General features: G+C 38.5%; 13 protein-coding genes. 6 read left to right on the forward strand and 7 right to left on the reverse strand.

Going from position 1 to position 14,978, the window contains the following annotated elements; translation table 11 throughout:
- Positions 1–186: 186 nt before the first annotated feature.
- Entirely contained in the window at positions 187–2,382 is a 2,196-nt protein-coding gene (locus ASC84_RS05610; RefSeq protein WP_056512415.1) for an MFS transporter, read from the reverse strand.
- Between the two features lie 181 nt (positions 2,383–2,563).
- Between ASC84_RS05610 and ASC84_RS05615 the strand changes: the two genes are divergently transcribed.
- Entirely contained in the window at positions 2,564–5,203 is a 2,640-nt protein-coding gene (locus tag ASC84_RS05615) for a Lon protease family protein (RefSeq protein WP_056512418.1), read from the forward strand.
- 226 nt (positions 5,204–5,429) lie between these two features.
- Here the strand turns inward: ASC84_RS05615 and grxD are convergent, their stop codons facing one another.
- Positions 5,430–5,771 carry a Grx4 family monothiol glutaredoxin gene (gene grxD, locus ASC84_RS05620; RefSeq protein ID WP_004721264.1) on the reverse strand — a complete coding sequence of 114 codons (342 nt, stop codon included), beginning with the start codon at positions 5,769–5,771 and terminating at the stop codon, positions 5,430–5,432.
- 165 nt (positions 5,772–5,936) lie between these two features.
- Between grxD and ASC84_RS05625 the strand changes: the two genes are divergently transcribed.
- Positions 5,937–7,148 carry an aspartate aminotransferase family protein gene (locus ASC84_RS05625; protein ID WP_056512421.1) on the forward strand — a complete coding sequence of 404 codons (1,212 nt, stop codon included), beginning with the start codon at positions 5,937–5,939 and terminating at the stop codon, positions 7,146–7,148.
- 137 nt (positions 7,149–7,285) lie between these two features.
- On the opposite strand, the gene ASC84_RS05630 is transcribed toward ASC84_RS05625, so the two are convergent.
- The 3 genes from ASC84_RS05630 to surE form a co-directional block, all read right to left on the reverse strand.
- On the reverse strand, positions 7,286–8,218 hold the full coding sequence (locus ASC84_RS05630; protein WP_004721269.1) for a LysR family transcriptional regulator: 933 nt from the start codon (positions 8,216–8,218) through the stop codon (positions 7,286–7,288).
- 95 nt (positions 8,219–8,313) lie between these two features.
- Positions 8,314–9,150 carry a peptidoglycan DD-metalloendopeptidase family protein gene (locus tag ASC84_RS05635; protein ID WP_004820715.1) on the reverse strand — a complete coding sequence of 279 codons (837 nt, stop codon included), beginning with the start codon at positions 9,148–9,150 and terminating at the stop codon, positions 8,314–8,316.
- 106 nt (positions 9,151–9,256) lie between these two features.
- On the reverse strand, positions 9,257–10,042 hold the full coding sequence (surE, locus tag ASC84_RS05640; protein WP_004721271.1) for a 5'/3'-nucleotidase SurE: 786 nt from the start codon (positions 10,040–10,042) through the stop codon (positions 9,257–9,259).
- 116 nt (positions 10,043–10,158) lie between these two features.
- Between surE and ASC84_RS05645 the strand changes: the two genes are divergently transcribed.
- The 4 genes from ASC84_RS05645 (at position 10,159) to ASC84_RS05660 (ending at position 13,048) form a co-directional block, all read left to right on the forward strand.
- Complete coding sequence (locus tag ASC84_RS05645) at positions 10,159–10,524, forward strand: MCR_0457 family protein (protein WP_056512425.1); 366 nt, start codon at positions 10,159–10,161, stop codon at positions 10,522–10,524.
- A 183-nt stretch (positions 10,525–10,707) separates the two neighbouring features.
- Positions 10,708–11,082, forward strand: a complete 375-nt coding sequence (locus tag ASC84_RS05650) for an MCR_0457 family protein (protein ID WP_004721274.1) — start codon at positions 10,708–10,710, stop codon at positions 11,080–11,082.
- Positions 11,083–11,223: 141 nt separating this feature from the next.
- Positions 11,224–12,372 (forward strand): D-alanyl-D-alanine carboxypeptidase PBP5/6, encoded by a 1,149-nt coding sequence (dacC, locus tag ASC84_RS05655; protein ID WP_056512427.1) that lies wholly within the window; start codon positions 11,224–11,226, stop codon positions 12,370–12,372.
- 133 nt (positions 12,373–12,505) lie between these two features.
- Positions 12,506–13,048, forward strand: a complete 543-nt coding sequence (locus ASC84_RS05660; RefSeq protein WP_056512431.1) for a gamma carbonic anhydrase family protein — start codon at positions 12,506–12,508, stop codon at positions 13,046–13,048.
- Between the two features lie 121 nt (positions 13,049–13,169).
- Here ASC84_RS05660 and ASC84_RS05665 read toward each other — a convergent pair whose 3' ends face one another.
- Together ASC84_RS05665 and ASC84_RS05670 are read right to left on the reverse strand one after the other, a co-directional pair.
- The gene (locus ASC84_RS05665; RefSeq protein WP_004721281.1) at positions 13,170–13,652 is read right to left on the reverse strand and encodes a hypothetical protein; all 483 of its coding nucleotides are present in this window, start codon (positions 13,650–13,652) and stop codon (positions 13,170–13,172) included.
- 13 nt (positions 13,653–13,665) lie between these two features.
- Positions 13,666–14,712 (reverse strand): linear amide C-N hydrolase, encoded by a 1,047-nt coding sequence (locus ASC84_RS05670; protein ID WP_056512434.1) that lies wholly within the window; start codon positions 14,710–14,712, stop codon positions 13,666–13,668.
- Between the last annotated feature and the right edge of the window lie 266 nt (positions 14,713–14,978).

The following is a 14,978-nucleotide window of genomic DNA, read 5'->3' on the forward strand; positions in this document are numbered from 1 at the left end:
GATTATTTTTAAGCAATAACCGCTTATTTTAGATGAACACTACAGCTTTATCTTTCGAATAAGCTGTTTGAATGTGTTAGCAATCCAATGATTCAAATTCTCATCCTGTTAAAAAAGCCTACTTTATCTATAAGATAAAATAGGCTCTTGCGATCATCATAAATCTATCTTGAGTAATTCAGTCGCTTACTCGATAGATTGATTCACCTTTTGCGCTTGATGTTCTCGCAATAATTTTCCAACCCATAGCACAAGCAATAGAATCGGAATACCAATTAAGGTGGTCATTAAAAAGAATTTAGGATAACCAATGTGGGTGACAATTGTTCCAGAATACCCGCCTAAAATCTTAGGTGTAAGCGTCATCAATGAACTAAAGATCGCATATTGAACTGCTGTAAATGACACACTGGTCAAACTAGACAAGAACGCAATAAATGCTGCACCAGCTAAACCAGAAGCTAAATTATCGACAACAATGGCAAAATACAGCCAACCAGAACTATATTTCTCAATCACTTTACCCTTAATCTCAACGGCTGCAGATGAATCCGCTTTGATTACTGGAATTGCTTGAACATCTACATCGATATCACTTTTTATCGTTGTTAATTGATAGCTTTGTTGAGTACTTAATGCTGCTTGTGCGTGTTGATAATTGACCACGGCGATCACATTTTTTGAGCCAGAAGCATATAAGGCTTTACCGTCAATCGCACCACTAAACAAACCATCTTTATCTAATTTTGCAGGATATGTTTTGCCATCGAGTTTAAGGGTAATCGGCTGATCTGGATTAAGCTCAGATACAGGTATTCCTGCAATCCGCCCCTTAACCACAATACTTTGCTTTGCTTCTGATTCAGACAATTGATTGTCACTGGTAATAGGCAACAATTGAATTTGGGGCTTGGCATTTTCTTTTAAATAGGGCACCGTATATTCATTCGCGACAGCCTGATCAACCAATGCTGTTTTGATATGAATGGTATTTTCCCCTAACAAGTCCTGACCAGGCACAGAAACTTTCCAATAGCCTACTTCATCAGGTTGAGCTTGAAATTTCTTATCGCCAATCTGTACAGATACAGCTTGCATCGGTGCACCAGATTTCACCAATCCAATAAATATTAAATTGGTTGAGCTTGCTAAAACAGCACCCACGAACATCAATTTCATAATGTTCATACGTTGCGCAAGTAAGCCACCTAAAAAACCACCCAATAGGCTAAAAATAACCCCGTAAATTTTAACGGCTTCTGCAATTTGCTCTTTGGTAAAGTTTAAATCTTGATAGAAAACATTCGAAATAACACCCGCAATAATGTCTGAAATTCGATAAAAACCGATCAATAACAGTAAAACCAATGCTAGCTTTACCCCATAACGCTTAAAAAAATCAGCAATCGGGTTAACCCAAGTCTCGTAGGCCATTTTTTTATTGACTACACCAAAACGAATCAACGATGTTGCAACAAGAATTGCACCAAAACCTGAACCTAAAAAGCGTACAGCTTCCATTAAAAACTTCAGCAAGTTGTCTTCGACTTTCCAAGTCGCTTGCAGATATTGAACCATGTCATCGGAGTAAATATATAAACAAACAAAACTCGCCACAGCCAAGATAAAGACCAAAACTAAACGATAGTAATCAATATTTTTATAGTGTTTATCAACTCGATTAACCAAGGGTTCTCGGATTACTAAAGTGGTGATAATGCCCACTAGCATCACCAGCGCCATCGTTAAATAAGTATATTTCCACGCTTCATAAATATAGTTCCCTTTTGCAGTCCCCAAAGAAGCAGCAAGAAATAAAGCGCCCGCACCTGCGAGAATCATCCCTAAACGATAGCCTGCGTTATAGGTCGATGCCAACACCGTTTGCATCTCGGTTTCAGCCAGCTCGATTCGATAGGCATCAATCACAATATCTTGTGTTGCTGCGGAAAACCCCAGTAATACTGCCCCCACAGCCATTTGGTAAATATAACTTTGGCCCAAAGCTGGATCAGAAAATGCCATAATACAGATCGCACAGATAATCAGTACTTGTGCAATCAACAACCATGCACGGCGCCGACCCAGTTTTTTGGTGAGTATCGGGACGGGTAATTCATCAATCAGCGGTGCCCATACAAATTTAAAAGAATAGCCCAGCGCGGCCCAACTAAAAAAAGTCACTGCACTTTTTTCAATTCCAGCCTCACCCAACCATAAAGATAAACTTGAGAAAATGAGCAGAATTGGAATACCTGCTGAAAACCCAAGAAAGAGCATAATTGCAGCACGCCGATCGATAAAAGCGGCAAAAGCAGATTTCCATCCATTTTTTGCTGTGGAATTCTGCCCAGCTGATTGCTGAGATAATTGCGTTGTCATTGCGTTGTTATTTTCTGAAAAATGAAATAGTGCTATTCAACCGCTTAATGCTTAGAGTTTCAATCACTTTTATGCAACTGATGAGCGCTTTTACAGATATTTCCGCTTTTGGCGCTTGATCTTTACCCCCAATCCTGTATACCTTTAACTTTTCAACCCATATAAGTTTTGGATTTCACCTGTGACCCAAAGACACGATCAATTAAGCTCTACTACTGTTTCAATTACGACGACTGCAACCCCAATACAAAAAACTGAAACGATTTTTCCATCTGCTTTTGATCAAACGGAAATTCAAAACACGTTGACACAAACCGCATTAAAATCAGAACAACTGACGCATATCCCCAATCTGAGCAAGATTCCTACGTCAACCAAGCGAATCAAGCCTTTAAATAATTTCTTAGGGCAAGATCGCGCCAGAGCCTCTGTAGAAGCAGGGATTGCTTTACCTTATTCAGGTTACAACATTTTTGCTGTGGGGACGGCAGGTCTTGGCAAAAGAACCATGATCAAGCGTTTGTTACAGCAGCATGCCAAAACCATGCAAACACCTGATGATTGGGTCTATGTTTATAATTTTAAAAATGCGCGACAACCGATTGCACTGCGTTTTCAAGCGGGTCAAGGTAGTAAGTTTCAAGCTTTAATCCACCAAGCATGGCAAACCATTCTCAAGCAACTTGAACGTCGCTTTAGTGCCGAAACCTATCACAATCGTATTGAACGTATTCGTCAAATCACCGGAAATGAGCAACAACTCGCTTTAGTTGAACTGACCAAAGAAGGCGAAGACCTCGACCTAAAACTGATTAATCGTAACGATGAACATATTTTTGTGCCGATCCATGTCAAAGATGACAAAGTATTGGAAATGTCACAGGAAGATATTAATGCGCTCGACAGTAAACAACGCGCAGAAATTAATTCCAATATGCGTTATATGGATAAAAAACTTGAACGCCTTGGTCTTCAGTTAGGTGATTTGGAAGATGATGCACGTGATCAAGTTTCTGAATTGAATCGTGATATTGCCAAACAAGTGGTGATTCCTCGTATAGATTTGATTTTAAGTAAATTTAAAACCGTACATGGACTCGATCAATACTTAAAACATTTTGCTGCAGATATCATTGAAAATGTTGAAACGATTTTAGATCAAGAAGGCGAAGAGTTCTCTCCTGCTTTATTTAATCGGGTTCCTTCACGCTACCAAGCCAATGTAGTGGTCAGCAATAAACCGAATTCTGGTGCACCGGTTATTTTTGAAGACTTCCCAACACATTACAATTTACTTGGACATGTTGAACAACTAACGCAAAATGGCACCATCACCACGGACTTTACTCTGATTCGCCCAGGCTCATTGCATCAAGCCAATGGTGGTTTTTTAATTTTAGAAGCGGAACAGCTGTTAGAACAGCCTTATGCATGGCAAGGTCTAAAACGCGCATTAAAATCAGGACAACTAAAGCTATCTTCTCTTGAGCACATGCTGACTTTAACGGGCAGTATTTCAATTGAGCCTGCATCTGTACCACTCAACTTAAAAGTGGTTTTATTGGCAGAACCTGAAATTTACTATGAAATTTTAGAACTAGAGCCAGAATTAGGCAGTGTTTTTAAAATTCGTGCTGATTTTACCGATACCCTGCAACGTAATGATGATAATGAACAAGCTTATATGCAACTGATTGCAGACTATGTTCAACAAGACAAATTACTGCCCTTTGATCGCTCGGCATTGGCTGCATTACTAACAGATTCAAGTCGCCAAGCTGAAGACCAGAGTTCATTGTCTTTACATGCTTTAACTCTGGGTGATTTAATCCGTGAGTCACATCATCATGCAGCACAGTCGGATGAAAAGTTAGTCACCTCTCATCATATCAACACTGCCCTTAAACATCGTCAATATCGCTTAGGCTATTTAAGAGAGCTCTATTGGCAAGACTTATCACGTGGTACCCAACTGATTGAGACACGCGGCCATCGCTTGGGTCAGATCAATGCTTTATCCGTGATCCACTATGCTGATGTTGAGTTTGGTCTACCTTCACGCTTAACCGCTTCGGTATACCAAGGTGGCGGTGACATTCTAGATATCGAGCGCAGTGTAGAACTTGGTGGTTCATTACATGCCAAAGGTGTCTTGCTGATGTCGAGCTTCTTAAAGGCTCATTTTGGTCGTGAACAGATTTTGCATTTCTCTGCTGCCCTTGCCTTTGAACAAAGTTATGGTCAAGTAGATGGTGACAGTGCCACGGTTGCAGAATTATCGGCGTTAATTTCTGCAATTTGTCAATTGCCTATTGATCAATCGTGGGCGATCACAGGTTCGATGAACCAATTGGGTCAAGTTCAGCCTATTGGTGGGGTCAATGCAAAAATTGAAGGATTCTTCGATGCATGCAAACTCCAAGGATTAACAGGCAAACAAGGGGTGATTATTCCACGTCAGAATATGCAGCATTTAATGCTTCGCCATGATGTGATTGAGGCTGTCAATGAGGGACAATTCCATATACATGCAATAGACACCATTGACCAAGCTTTAGAAATCCTAATGGCACGTCCTGTTGGGGCATTAGATAAAAAAGGTCGTTATACCAAAGGTTCAATCTATGCGGCAGTGATGGCACAGCTTGAATATTGGCAAGCTTTGGAAGATGGCGTTGAAATAGAGCACAAGCCAAAGAAAAAGAAAAAAAAGAACAAAGGGAAAAAACTGAAAAAGGCAGAAGCTGAATCAGCAAGTACCCTCACAGAAGAGAACCAAACTGAAGTTGCAGCAAAGCAAAATAAGCGCAAGTCAGCTTAAATTGCTTCTTGGTTAGACCTTAGATAGACAAAGCTTTGAATATTCAAAGCTTTGTCTGATTTATACTGATAATTTTTTAAATATTCAAAACAAACAAAGATTGAAACAGCTAATCTACCATGACCTAATTTCTCTAGATTGCTGATTAGTTCAGCCACGTGAGAACAACATAAAACTTAGCCAATAAAAAAGCACCTTCTGGTGCTTTTTCTACATCATCTACTTATCAAGCATCTGCTGCTGGGCTATATTGCTCAATCAATGGTTTTAATTCACCATTTTGGAACATTTCTAGCATAATGTCGCTACCGCCAATCAATTCGCCATTAATCCACAATTGCGGGAATGTAGGCCAATTTGCAATTTGTGGCAAAGTTGCACGAATATCTGGGTTTTCCAAGATATTTACATAAGCAAATGGACGACCAATTTGGCTAAGTGCTTCAACTGCACGTGCAGAAAAACCACATTGTGGGAATTGCGGAGTACCTTTCATATAAAGAAGTACTGCATGTTTAGCTATTTGATCGCGAATTAACGCTTCTGTATCACGCGCTTGTTCAGTCATTGATTAAATCCTCAACTCATCTGCCTGCATTATACCTAAATCCACAATAAAGAATATGTCTAGACGATTATTTCCAATTTTATTTATATTAAAGCTTTAAATCTTGCGCATATTTTGGTTAGATAATCCTTTACCCTTTCCACTCCTAACAGATAAGAGTTAGTTATGAATAACATTACCCTCGCTCCGGTACAAACTGATCAACCTTCACATTTGATGCCTGTATTCAGCCGTCAACCGATCAGCTTTATCCGAGGACGAGGTTCTTATCTTTATACTGAAAATGGTACAGAGTATTTAGATGCATTGACAGGTATTGCCGTGTGTGGCTTAGGACATGCCCATCCTGTACTGGCAGAGGCTATTGCAGAACAAGCGGCTACATTAATCCATACCAGCAATATTTACGAAGTCGCTTGGCAAACTGCAGCAGCGCAAAAGCTGGCTGAAGTTTCGGGTATGGAAGAAATCTTTTTCTCAAACAGTGGTGCAGAATCAAATGAAGGTGCAATTAAAATTGCACGTAAATTTGGTCACTTACAAGGTGTTTCTAATCCCAAAATCATTGTTGCGGATCAATCATTCCATGGTCGTACCCTTGCAACGCTTTCAGCTACGGGCAATAAAAAGGTTCAAGAAGGCTTTGCGCCACTGGTTGAAGGCTTTATTCGTGTGCCTTTTGGCGATGTAGAAGCCATTGAAGAAGCCGCTATTCAGCATCCTGATATTGTGGCAATTTTGGTTGAACCGATCCAAGGTGAAGGTGGTGTCAATACCGCACCTCAAGGCTTTAGCTACCTTGAAGATATTCGTCGTATTTGCAACCAACATAATTGGTTAATGATGCTGGATGAAGTGCAAACAGGTAATGGCCGTACCGGTAAATACTTTGCTTACCAACATACCAATATTATTCCAGATGTTTTAACCACAGCAAAAGGCCTAGGAAATGGTTTCCCAATTGGTGCTGTGATGACACAAGGTCGTGGTGTTGGGGTACTTGCTGCAGGAAATCACGGCTCTACTTATAGTGGTACGCATTTAGGCTCACGCGTTGTCTACACAGTGATTGACTTGATCCAAAAAGAAAACATCGTTGCAAATGCTGCTGAAATTGGAGCATATCTCGTCGATCAGTTCCGTGCTCAACTTGTAGAGCAAAATGTGATTGTGCGTGGTTTCGGCATGATGATTGGTATCGAATTACCTAAAGACTGTGCCGAATTAGTAAACATTGCACGTGATAAGCACCATTTAATTATTAACGTTACTTCAGGCAATGTGGTTCGTTTACTGCCGGCTTTGAATATGAATCATCAACAAGCAGATGATTTATTAAAACGCTTAGTGCCTGCAATTAAAGAATTCCTTGCCTAAGTACGAATGAACGCTTTAAGAGATTAACCTGTTAATCTCTTTTTGTTTCATCATCATTGCGTATAAAATTGCAGATATAGAAAAGCCGCTTTAAAGCGGCTTTTTTATTAGAACTTATTAGAATTAGAACTTTGACTTTATGAAGCTTCTTGGAAAATTCTACCACCAGGTAACTGGCTAAAATATTGTTTCAAAGCATCCAAACAACGATGAATTTTCATCGGCTGCTGTTCACGCTTTAAGGTCACAGCACTTAAAGTGAAAGTTGGTAATTTCCACTCTGGAAGCACTTCAACCAATGTTCCGTTCATTAATTCTTTTTGCACATCTAAATAAAGGATTCGTGCAATACCATGCCCATGTTGGCACAATGATTTTGCAACAAATACGTTATTTGTCTGAAGACGATGCTTCATTTCTAAATTAACAACTTCACCTGTTGCACCATGCTGAAATGAAAAATGTTGAGAATTTTTCATGATATTTATCGGAATCAAATCATGATTCTGTAAATCTTCAGGACGTGAAATAGGTGCTGTTTGATTTAAATAACTTGGCGATGCAACTAAGATCTGATCGACTCGTGCAAGTGGCATACAACTCAAGTTATTCGCATCTTCGATTTTTGAAGACATGCGAATAGCAATATCTATACGCTCTTGAATCAAGTCAATATATTGGTTATCTGCTTCAAAATGAACCATCAAACCTCTATGTGCAGACATCCAATGCGATAAAGCAGGAACAACATGTGTTGCTCCTATTTCTGGGGTTGTCGCAATACGCAAATCCCCAACTAAATCATCGCGCAACTCATTAATGCGGATTTTTCCACGCTCTGCGGCAGCGAGCATTTCTTGACAACTGTGGAAAAAAGCTTGACCAGCCTCAGTTAAACTCAGCTTTCGCGTAGAACGATGTAGAAGTGTCACTTCCATTTCATGTTCTAGAGATCTAATTTGCTGACTAACCGCACTAGTCGTAATGCCAAGGTCACGCGCGGCACCACTAAAAGAGCTTTTTTCAACAACACAAGCAAATACACCCATTGCCCGAAGTTGATCTAACATAAATTTCCCTCTGAAATTATGAGCTGTTTCACACTTTTTTGTTCAAAACAACTCATTGTATTATACGAAGAAAATTACACTTTGCATTAAAATATTTAATTTATTGGTAAAATATTTGCTGGGTTTATCGGTTTGCCATCTAAACGTACCTGAAACTCCAACATGGTACTGCTAGCACCTGAAGATCCCATCTCTGCAATCTTCTGTCCTGCTGTCACAGTTTGACCACTTTTCACCAACATTTTGCTGTTATGAGCATATGCAGTAATGTAACCATCAATATGTTTTACTAAGACAAGATTACCATATTCTTTTAATCCATCTGCAGCATAAACCACCTGTCCATCTGCTGCGGCAAAAATTGGATCACCTTGATTCCCTCCAAAACGTATTCCTTTAATATTATTCGCAATATTATAATTTGCAATAACAGATCCATTTGATGGTTTTACCCATCTCAATTGAGTTGATTGTACTGTCGTCGTCGTTTGTACAGGCGGTGGCGTTACTGGCTGAGCCGTCGTTGTGCCAGTTGGCGACGTCGGCTGCTGCGTTGGTAACTTAATCGTTTGGCGTTGAATTTGTGGTTCATTGCTCGTCAACGGTTTCGTTGTAGATCGGGTGACATTACCCCCACCTTTTTTCAAACGTAATGACTGCCCTACATAAATTCGATAAGGCGCAGCAATATCATTCATTTCAGCAACACTGAGATAACTCAAACCATAACGCATAGAGATTGCACTTAGGGTATCACCAGAACGAACTGTGTAATAGTCAGGTGCAACAGCATAACGTGTAGGGTTATTAATTTGAGGCTTCGATGCACACCCAGTCACCACTATGGTAGAGGTGATTGCTATTGTGGACAAAATGATTTTCATCCATCGCTTAGGCATTTGAATTGGAAGTGTTGATCGAGCCAAAAGCATTGATTTCCCTCTCTACAATCTTAAAATTTAAAAATATTTGCTTAAGATTAGCAAAATACACACGTATTTCACTGTTTAACAGTGCTTTTTCACAAAGTTATAACACTCATACATCAAAATGACTATGTGAGAGTTGTGATTGTAGTGTTTCAAGAATTGTGTAATTGGTTGCATCCATCTGAATTGGCGTAATACTGACACAACCATTGGCAATGGCAAAAAAGTCAGATTGCAGGTTTTGTGCGTTTTTTTGGGGATCTGTCACCGCTTCACCCGCCAAACCAATCCAATAGACTTGACGACCACGCGGGTCAACCTGACTGGTCATTGGTTTTGATTGTATGCGACGACCCTGATACGTAATTTGAGCCCCTAAAATTTCTGCGACATCTGGGATATTGATATTTAAGATATGTCGTGGAGGCAGTTCAGGTAATCCTTTGGCAATAAAGTTGTAAACCCAGTTTGCGGCTTGCGCATAATCTTCAGGGTGGTCATAGGAACGTACATTACTGCCTGCCAATGAAACTGCGATTGCAGGCTGTTTCATCAAACGCCCTTCAAATGCCGCCCCCACAGTTCCAGAATAAAGGACATCGTCACCTAAATTCGCACCACTATTGATTCCACTGACAACTAAATCAAACTCAAAATCAAATAAACCATTCATGGACAAATAAACACAATCAGCAGGTGTGCCGTTTACTGCCCACATATCTGGTGCAACTTGAATCGGTCGAAGTGGTCGATCTAGGGTTAATGCACTTGAAAAACCACTGCGCTCACTTTCTGGCGCAACAATAACAACTCGACCTAATGGTCGTAATGCTTTTGCTAAAGCTTGAATACCTGGTGCAAAAACACCATCATCATTGGCAACTAAAATATTCACTAAAAAGTTCTCTGACTAAAAAATATTAAATGACTGCCGAGTAATTTAATTCAAATTTATTGAACAATTATATATAGTTACTTACTCAATTTTAAATCTAATTTGTGACTATAAAGATGATTACACGTTCTCTTACTCGTACTATTTCTATCGCACTCATCACACTTTGCGCACAATCTGCATTTTCAGAAACATTAACTTCACAAGAATCTGATCGAATTCTGAAAGAAGATATTGCCGCAACACAGGTGCTTGCCGAAGTTTGTCCAGCGTTAATTGGAAACAACCCTGCATTTCAAACTAAAATCGGAAGTTTAACCCAAACCTTATTAAAGGATTTGTCTAAACCTACAACATTGACTCAGCTTCAACAAGATCCAGAATACCAAACCGTACTCAAAGAAGCACAAACCAGTGCCAAAGAAGTTGATCAAGCTGAACACAAAGCAGTATGTGCAGATGTACTTGAACTTCCACACTAACATAAGATAAAAAACCTCCCCCCAATGCGATGTTAAAAAAACCCTTTTTTGACATCTTTTGCATTGTTCAGTTTGCGAAAATTTCAAATAAATCTACAACATCGATACACTTTCTCTATATTTTTCACAGTTTTTACGTTTAATCTATGCAGGTTCTCAAATTAAAAATTGATTAGGTTATTTATGCGTATGACTTTAAAAATGCTTACATTAAGCCTTGTTTCAGCAAGTGGTTTGTTTATGACCCATGCTTTTGCCGCATCTGACAAAATCGAAGTCACACAGCAACAAGTATCTAAAGAAGAATTGGCTGCAATTTATGTATTGTCGGATATCTGCCCGAGTCTAATTAAAACAGATGCTGCGTTTAATAAAGGTTTTGATCACTTGCTTAAAGACTATATGCCAAATGACAAAGATCCTAAAGCAACCTTAAAATCACTTGCCAAGCAAAAAGATTTCCAAAGAGCATTAAAAGAAGCAAAAAGTGATGCTAAAAAAGCGGGTGATACTGAAAACACAGCAATTTGTAATGACATTAGTAACTATCAGTCATAACGATTTCTGCAATTTATTCAACAAATATTGAATTAGTTACAATAAGTAAGAAATAAGCCGACTTTCCTTATAGAAGTCGGCTTTGCTTTGCCCTAAAATGCTAGCCTGTTTGTGCTCATATAACGATTGGAACGACCTAGAATGACTCGAAAAAGCGCCATTGCTGCATTATTACTTTTACCTTCATTTTCTTATGCAGCAACCGTCTTAACCACTCCGCCAGAATTAAATAATAAATCGTATGTCTTAATGGACTATGAGACAGGTCAAATTCTTGCATCGAAGAATGAAAATGAAAAATTAGCACCTGCTTCGATGACGAAAATGATGACGAGTTACATCATTGAGCAAAAACTTCTTAAAGGCGAACTGACCGAAAGTGAAAAAGTTCGCATGAATGAGTCTGCATGGTGTCGTGGTAGCAGTACTGAATCTTGTATGTATGTGCCGTTAAATGGTACTGCAACAGTTTTAGAAATGTTACGAGGCATTATTATCCAGTCGGGTAATGATGCATCTAAAGCAATGGCTGAACATATTTCAGGTAATGAAGGTTCATTTGCCTATGCAATGAACCAAGAAGCCAAACGTGTGGGCATGGTCAATACACACTTTATCAATGCAACAGGTATGCCTGCTGAAGGTCATTACTCCACTGCAAAAGATATGGCGGTACTTGCTAAACATATCATTCATGACAGTTCAAAATATTATCCTATTTATTCTGAAAAAGAATTTACCTTCAACGGGATTAAACAAGGTAACCGTAATGCCTTGCTTTATACTGACCCAAGTGTTGATGGCTTAAAAACAGGTCATACAGAGGAAGCTGGTTATTGCTTAACCACATCTTCAAAACGCGGTCCAATGCGTTTGATTTCAGTGATTTTTGGTGCACCGTCTATGAATGAACGTGCGAGCCAAACACGCTCATTGTTATCTTGGGGTTACTCAAACTTTGAAACGGTCAGCGTTCAACCTGCAAATCAAGTGCTTGCTAAAGCAAAAGTTTATTTTGGTAAAGAAAATGATGTACAAATTGGTTTAGCTGAAAACTTCAATGTGACCATGCCTAAAGGTCAAGCCAATGCAATCAAAACACAAGTCACTGTTCAACCCAACTTAAATGCACCATTAAAACAAGGTCAAGTCGTTGGTAAATTAACAGCAACCTTAGATGGTAAAGTGATTGCTGAAAAACCATTAGTGGCTTTAAAAGCTGTAGAAGAAGCAGGCTTCTTCTCTCGCTTAATCGACCATATCAAAATGTTCTTTAGCAACTTGTTCTAAGTTATTCGCTTAAACCTAATATTGAATTTATTAGACTAAAGCACAGGCATCCTGATCACAGATTTGGATGCCTTTTTAATTTATACTCGGTAAAAATACACTGGTTAAATTTGCTTTTGACATGGAAGCCAACATGAAAAAAAATATTCGTTCGTATTTAGGTCATCATCCTAAAATTGATTCAACTTGTTATATTGACGATCTCTCCGTTGTGATCGGTGAAGTAACTTTGGCGGAGAATGTATCTATTTGGCCTTTTGCAGTGATTCGTGCTGATGTCAATCACATCAAAATTGGTCGTTATTCTAATGTACAAGACCATTGCATGTTACATGTCAGTCATAAAAATGATGCTAAACCCAATGGCTCACCTTTAGTGATTGGGGAAGATGTGACCATTGGACATCATGTCACCTTACATGGTTGTACCATTGGCAACCGTGTTTTAGTGGGAATTAATACCATTGTTCTAGATGATGTAGTGATTGAAGATGATGTCATGATTGGTGCAGGCTCACTGGTTCCACCGCGTAAGCGCTTAGAAAGTGGTTACCTCTATGTGGGAAGCCCAGTACAAAAGGTTCGACCTTTAACTGATAAAGAAAAGGAATTTTTACCTTATTCCGCAAGACACTATGTCAAAGTAGCAAATCAATATTTAGAAGCGAATGATTAGGGATATAACAAACATATAAACATCTTTTAAAGCATATTGATTATTTGAATTAAGTGGTTCAAGTCGACTTCGTTCCACTGAAGCACAGTGGAATGAAGCCTATATTTTTTAGATCAAATTTCTATTTTGAAACATTGTAGTATTTGGTTAATTCTTCAAATACTGGTGCTTTGACATTATCTTTTAAGATATATCGAGTAATCACACCTTGATCTGTATGTATTTCCATAAAGATATTTTGAGAACTTTTAAAGTCCCCCATAAGATTGACTGGAATAAGCACACTGTTGCGAGAGCGATTTGCCTTAAAAGCAAAATCAATTTCAGTTGGTCCAATCACATTAAATGAGTGACTTTTTGCGCCATCACTAAATACAACTTTTTCAATATTATATTTTGTATAGGCACTATTTAAGCTAAGTTTCACTTTTAAAAAATCTTTATGTGTCTCATTCCACACTACGGTGACGATTGGACAAAGCTCATTTGGCTGACAAATTAATAATCCCTGCGTACCTAAATTTGAAGTAGCGTCATTAGGATTTGAAGCACACCCAGTAATTAGTAATACACTGAAAGGTATACATAATAATTTCTTTATCATACTTTTTTAAATCCTATTGTATGCCCAAAAATTGAAATGGTGGAGCGACCTTAAAAGAAGAATTAGCCTTACCTGCATAAACTTTTGCTTGATCAGCACCCAACTCAAGCTTTCTGGTTTGACCATCTTTAAAATCAATCTCTTTTAAGTCTACCCAAAAAACATTTGGTGATACAGCAGATTCAAAAAAATAAAGTCCTCGCTTATGATCTACCACTGTACGCCAACGTGTAGAGGAGATATTTGGCTCTTCTTCTGTATTGAGTCCAAACGGAACAGATGTGTTACGTATCACGCTAAATACACTTGCTAAAGAATATTCAGGAGTCGCATCTTTAGGAATCGCATTTATATAAAAAGATGCTCTTGCAAACCGATCTGCAGCTCGATTGGTTCCAGGTAACATCGTTGTTCCGCCAATTTGTTTCCAATATGTATTTAACGCCAATTGCTGATCAAAGGTTGGAGAGTTTGTCATCACTTGATATTGTCGATTATGATGGATGACCTGCTTACCACCAATGTATTCAATAATGGCACTGTCACCCGTTGCATCTGAAATTGATAAATGCAGAGTCGCTAGTCTTTTTTCACCAGGCACTTGATCTGTCACTATCATAAACGGCTCTTGTGCTAAAGCCTGAATTGCTTCATCTACTGTTGCATAGTTATCTAAAACATACTGCGCCCAAAGTGAGATACTTAATGGCGGTTTTTTATTGTTTTTAACATTTGGATATTCAGACTCAACCAGCCAAAGTAAATTTGCAGCCAAACCCTTTTCATTCACACCATCTGTTGTTGAAATATCATAACCTGTTGCGACAACGCTGCCATATTTAGATGTCCATTGAATCGATTTTGGCCCAGCCATACCACTGCGTTTTACATTATTGGGCAATATCCACAAGTTTGTTCCAACATCACTTTTCCAATCCATAGAACGTGCTGTCATCACATCATTATTGCCTAAATAAACAACCCGTGTACATGCCGTCGCCAGCTCAGCCGCAACCAAAAGCCCTACTGCAAACAATACCTTTTTTATTGCCTTTTTCATGATTATACTCACTTATAAAATTACTAAAGTTAGACTTATTTTTGACTCAATATAAGCATATATTTCCAATAAAATATGCTTAAACTATATTTATCAAAAAAGTTTATTTCCATTCTATTTGTGATTACACATCTTTAAACGATAGATCCATGAACTAATTAATTTTGGATAACCATACCTATTCAACAAAGCATCCAATAAAACCAAATTGAATAAACACACTATTAATAGGAAAAATAAATAATTGTTAAGTTTAATAAAATTTT

This window comes from Acinetobacter sp. Root1280 (assembly GCF_001425285.1).
In the GTDB taxonomy this organism is placed as follows: domain Bacteria; phylum Pseudomonadota; class Gammaproteobacteria; order Pseudomonadales; family Moraxellaceae; genus Acinetobacter; species Acinetobacter guillouiae.